At 69.7% G+C, this 4,070-nt stretch carries 4 protein-coding genes; 2 read left to right on the forward strand and 2 right to left on the reverse strand.

Annotation, left to right across the window (positions count from 1 at the left end; genetic code table 11):
* On the forward strand, nucleotides 1–1,358 hold a 1,358-nt coding region (locus AC5E6L_RS07620), incomplete at its 5' end, for a sigma-54-dependent transcriptional regulator (RefSeq protein ID WP_491772376.1).
* Nucleotides 1,359–1,699: 341 nt separating this feature from the next.
* Nucleotides 1,700–3,385 (forward strand): peptidoglycan L,D-endopeptidase MepK, encoded by a 1,686-nt coding sequence (locus tag AC5E6L_RS07625; RefSeq protein ID WP_491772378.1) that lies wholly within the window; start codon nucleotides 1,700–1,702, stop codon nucleotides 3,383–3,385.
* A 20-nt stretch (nucleotides 3,386–3,405) separates the two neighbouring features.
* On the opposite strand, the gene AC5E6L_RS07630 is transcribed toward AC5E6L_RS07625, so the two are convergent.
* Entirely contained in the window at nucleotides 3,406–3,702 is a 297-nt protein-coding gene (locus tag AC5E6L_RS07630; RefSeq protein ID WP_491230958.1) for a DUF2312 domain-containing protein, read from the reverse strand.
* 106 nt (nucleotides 3,703–3,808) lie between these two features.
* Nucleotides 3,809–4,006, reverse strand: a complete 198-nt coding sequence (locus AC5E6L_RS07635; RefSeq protein ID WP_491230957.1) for a hypothetical protein — start codon at nucleotides 4,004–4,006, stop codon at nucleotides 3,809–3,811.
* Nucleotides 4,007–4,070 lie beyond the last annotated feature (64 nt).

Raw genomic sequence — 4,070 nt, forward strand, 5'->3', positions numbered from 1 at the left:
TGCTCGATCTCGTCATGCCCGGCATGGACGGCATCGCCCTGCTCAACACGCTCAAGGAGCGCGGCGAAGAAGTGCCGGTCATCGTGCAGACCGCGCAGGGCAGCATCGACGTTGCGATCTGCGCCATGCGCGCGGGCGCCTTCGATTTCCTGGTCAAGCCGGTGGCCCCCGCCAGGCTGGCCAAGGCCGTGCGCAATGCCGTCAAGGTCGCCCGCACGGGCCAGCGGCGCGCCACGCCCGAAACGTTCCGCAAGCGGGCCGGCCGCAAGCGCGCCACCGTCGAGCTGATCGGCGACAGCCCGGAAATGGCACGGGTCAGACGCCTGATCGCCAAGGCGGCGGCGAGCGATATTCCGGTTCTCATCGAGGGCGAGTCCGGCACCGGCAAGGAACTCGTCGCCCGCGCCTTAGCCGCCAGAGGGGCGCGCGCCGCAAAGCCGCTGGTGATCGTCAATTGCGGCGCAATCCCGGACAATCTGGTCGAAAGCATCCTGTTCGGCCACGAAAAGGGCGCCTTTACCGGCGCCACCGAAAAGCATGTCGGCAAGTTCGTGGAGGCCGACGGCGGCACGCTGTTTCTCGACGAGATCGGCGAGTTGCCGCTTGCCGCCCAGGTCAAGCTGCTGCGCGCGATTCAGGACGGCCATGTCGAGCCGGTCGGCGCGCGCGGGGGCCGCACGGTCGACGTCCGGCTGATCTCGGCGACCAACCGCGACCTGATCGCCGCCGTCCAGAACGGGCGTTTCCGCGAAGATCTCTATTACCGGCTCAACGTCTTTCCGATCCTGACGCCCTCGCTGCGCACGCGCTCCGACGACCTGCCGGAACTCGTCGCACACCTTATGGAGCGCCAGGCGGTCAGGGCGGGCCTGGCCGCGGCGCCGGCCATGACCGGCGCGGCGATGGACATTCTGGCGGCCTATGACTGGCCGGGCAATGTGCGGCAGGTCGAAAACGAACTGTTCCGCGCGATGGTCCTGAACGGGACCGGTCCCCTCGATACCGGCGACTTCGCACATATCGCAGCGCAGATCGAGACCCGGCGCCGTCCCGTCTCCGCAGCGCCGCCGGCATCGCGTCCCGGACGGCCGCCCTTCGAGGCCGGCACCGCCGACCACGGAACGAGGAAGCGACCGCCCGCAACGGGGGGCGCAGCGGACGACGAGCGCCACTGCGTGCCGCTGCTCGACGAGGAAAACCATGCCCGCCCCCTCGATGCCGTCGAGGCCGACGCGATCGCCCATGCCATCGCACACTATGACGGGCAGATGAGCGAGATCGCCAGGCGCCTGGGCATAGGCCGGTCGACCCTGTACCGGAAACTGCGCGAGTACCGGATCGGCGTGCCGCGCGACTGACAGGTTAACCACGTCCCGCACCGACCGTCGCCAATGGCATTTTCGCCACGCAAAGACCGCAATTGCGATGGATTGAAGCGCAGGGAATGCCCGCATCTTCCGTTCCGGGGCGCTGGGCGCCGTATCGATTGATCTGCGCGCGATGCGCTGGCATGAGGCGATAAGGAGCGGTTAACCACAATGCGGGTAGCGTCCTGGGACGGAGCTTGGCCGTTGCGCCCGGGCTCGGGGACAAGACGGATTGGTGCGCTTTGGGCCTCACCGGACACAGCAGGAGGGCAGCTTTTGCCGATTGTGGTGCGCTGCGCCTCGCCGTCTTTGCACTCGCCACGCTGATCGCGATGGCCTTTGTGCTCGCGCCGGCACCCTCCAGGGCCGAGACGCGCACGCTCAAGGTCTATAACACCCACACCGGCGAGCGCGACCGCATCACCTTCAAGCGCAACGGCCGCTATGTGCAGAGCGGGCTGCGCGCGCTCAACCACTTTCTGCGCGACCACCGCCGCAACGAGCCGACGCGGATGGACCCCGAACTGTTCGATCTGGTCTGGGAGGTTTACCAGGCCGCCGACGCGAGCGCGTACATTCACGTCGTCTCCGGCTATCGGTCGCCGGCCACCAACGAGATGCTGCGCCGCACGCGCGGCGGCCAGGCCAGGAAGAGCCAGCACACGCTCGGCAAGGCGATCGACTTCTTCATTCCCGGCGTCTCGACCAGGAAGCTGCGCGAACTGGGATTCAAGCTGCAAGGCGGAGGCGTCGGCTACTATCCCAAGTCCGGCACGCCTTACGTTCACCTGGACACGGGCAGCGTGCGCGCCTGGCCGCGCATGAGCCGGCCGGAACTGGCGCGCCTGTTCCCGGACGGCCGCACGCTGCATGTGCCGCCGGATGGCCGGCGCCTGCCCGGCTATCAGCAGGCGCTCGCCGCCTACAATGCCCGCAAACGCTCCGGCCAGTCGCCGACCTTCGAGCGTTCACGCGGCGGCAACCTCTTCGCCAACCTTCTGGGCGGCGACCGCGACCGGTCCGACGGAAGCGCCCGGAGCACGCCGCGCCCATCGACGCAATCGCCCCGCCAGGCCCGGCAGGACACGCCGGCCACCGTCCTGGCCGCCCTGCCCTCCCGATCGATGCCGCGTCCGGACGTCGCCCCGCGCACGGGCGCAGGGCAAGGCGTCGTCGCCGCGCGCATACCCACACCGCGCGCGACGATCCCGGTCGCGCAGACACCGCCCGCGCCGGTGCCCACGCCACAGGCCGCGCCCACACCGATACCCGCGCCCGAACCCCAATCCGGGCCCGCCGCAGGACCAGGCATCCTGCTCGCCGAACTGACGCCGCCGGTGCCGCGCGCGCGCCCGGCCGTTCCGGCTCCGGTCGCCGCAGAAGCCGCGACCGAACTGGCACTTGCGGTGCCGCTGCCCGCTCCGGCGCCGCGCGCGGCGTCACGCCGTGACGGGCAGACGTCCGACACGCCGCCGACGCTTGTTGCGGCCTATGCGCCCTCGTCCCGGCCGGCGGTCGAGCCCATGGTGCCTCCAGCCGCGGACCTGACCGCTTCGACGCAGCCGGGGCCGGCCGACGGCCGCGGCGGACGCATCGCCCTGCCCGCGCCTCGTCCCGAACGTTTCAAGGAGGCGATCGTGACCGCCGCGCTCGACACCGGCGTGCGGACCACGGCCAAGACGGCGCGCGCCTCGGCGCGGAACGCCCTTGCCGGCCGGCCGGCCGCGGCGCCTGTCGCGCCGGCGGGACGGCTCGATCCGGCGCGCTTCGGCGACCGGACCGTCTCGCTCGCCCCGCTGACCACGACCGGCCGGCCGACCGAACGCCCGCAATTCATCCGGAACGCAACCCGCGCCGCGCCCGAGGCGGTCTATACGGCGGGCTTCTCGAAGGCGCCGCCGCCCGATCCGAACCGTTTTTCGGGCAGTGCGGTCACCTTCCTCGCCGTTGCGCGCTTCGGCGAGGCGGCGGGTGGCGACGGTCACCCCCTGCGCCTGCGGATCCCGGCGTCGAACTGACGATTGTGAATGAGGGCGCGTCAGCCCTGTTCGAGCGTGTTCAGCATGCCCAGCGCGGCCATATAGGTGTCGAGCACGGCTTCCTGTTCGAGCCGCTCGTTCTGGTCCTGCTTGCGGATGGCGACGATCTTGCGCAGCGCCTTGGTGTCGAAGCCGTTGGCCTTGGCCTCGGCATAGACATCCTTGATGTCGTCGGCGAGCGACTTCTTTTCCTCTTCCAGCCGCTCGATGCGCTCGATGATGGAGCGCAACTGGTCGCGCGCGACACTGTGGACCGCGACACTGTCGGCAGTGTCGGACATGGCTGAGTCGGACATGGCTGATCACCGTGAAATGCACCGAGAACCGGGCCCGCTTGCCGCATCCGCGCGCATGCGTCAACCGGCGCGAGCCTTGTTCACAGAAAGCTGCGGCAGCGGCCCGTCAGACCCTGGGTCGAATGAGCCCGTCCAGCCTGTTGGCCAGCCACCATGCGGCCGGAACGCCGAGAACCGCGCCGGCGATGGCGGCGACGGCGATATAGCCCGCCTCGAACATGTCGGCGGTCAAAAGGGCGATGACGAGGCTGCCGGCGAGCACCGGCGCGATGAGCAGATAGGCCGCGAACCTGAGCGAGAACATGGAACCCCTCCTTTGCCAACCGAACCGGCGGCAAGATGTTCGAACCTTGTGGCGGTGTCCTTGA

The organism is Roseitalea sp., from assembly GCF_984466335.1.

What these genes read in the sequence shown, in the direction of transcription:
- AC5E6L_RS07625 (WP_491772378.1), top strand. Translation starts at nt 1,700, where the DNA reads ATGGCCTTTGTGCTCGCGCCGGCACCCTCCAGGGCCGAGACGCGCACG.
- AC5E6L_RS07635 (WP_491230957.1), bottom strand. Translation starts at nt 4,006, where the DNA reads ATGTTCTCGCTCAGGTTCGCGGCCTATCTGCTCATCGCGCCGGTGCTC.
- AC5E6L_RS07630 (WP_491230958.1), bottom strand. Translation starts at nt 3,702, where the DNA reads ATGTCCGACTCAGCCATGTCCGACACTGCCGACAGTGTCGCGGTCCAC.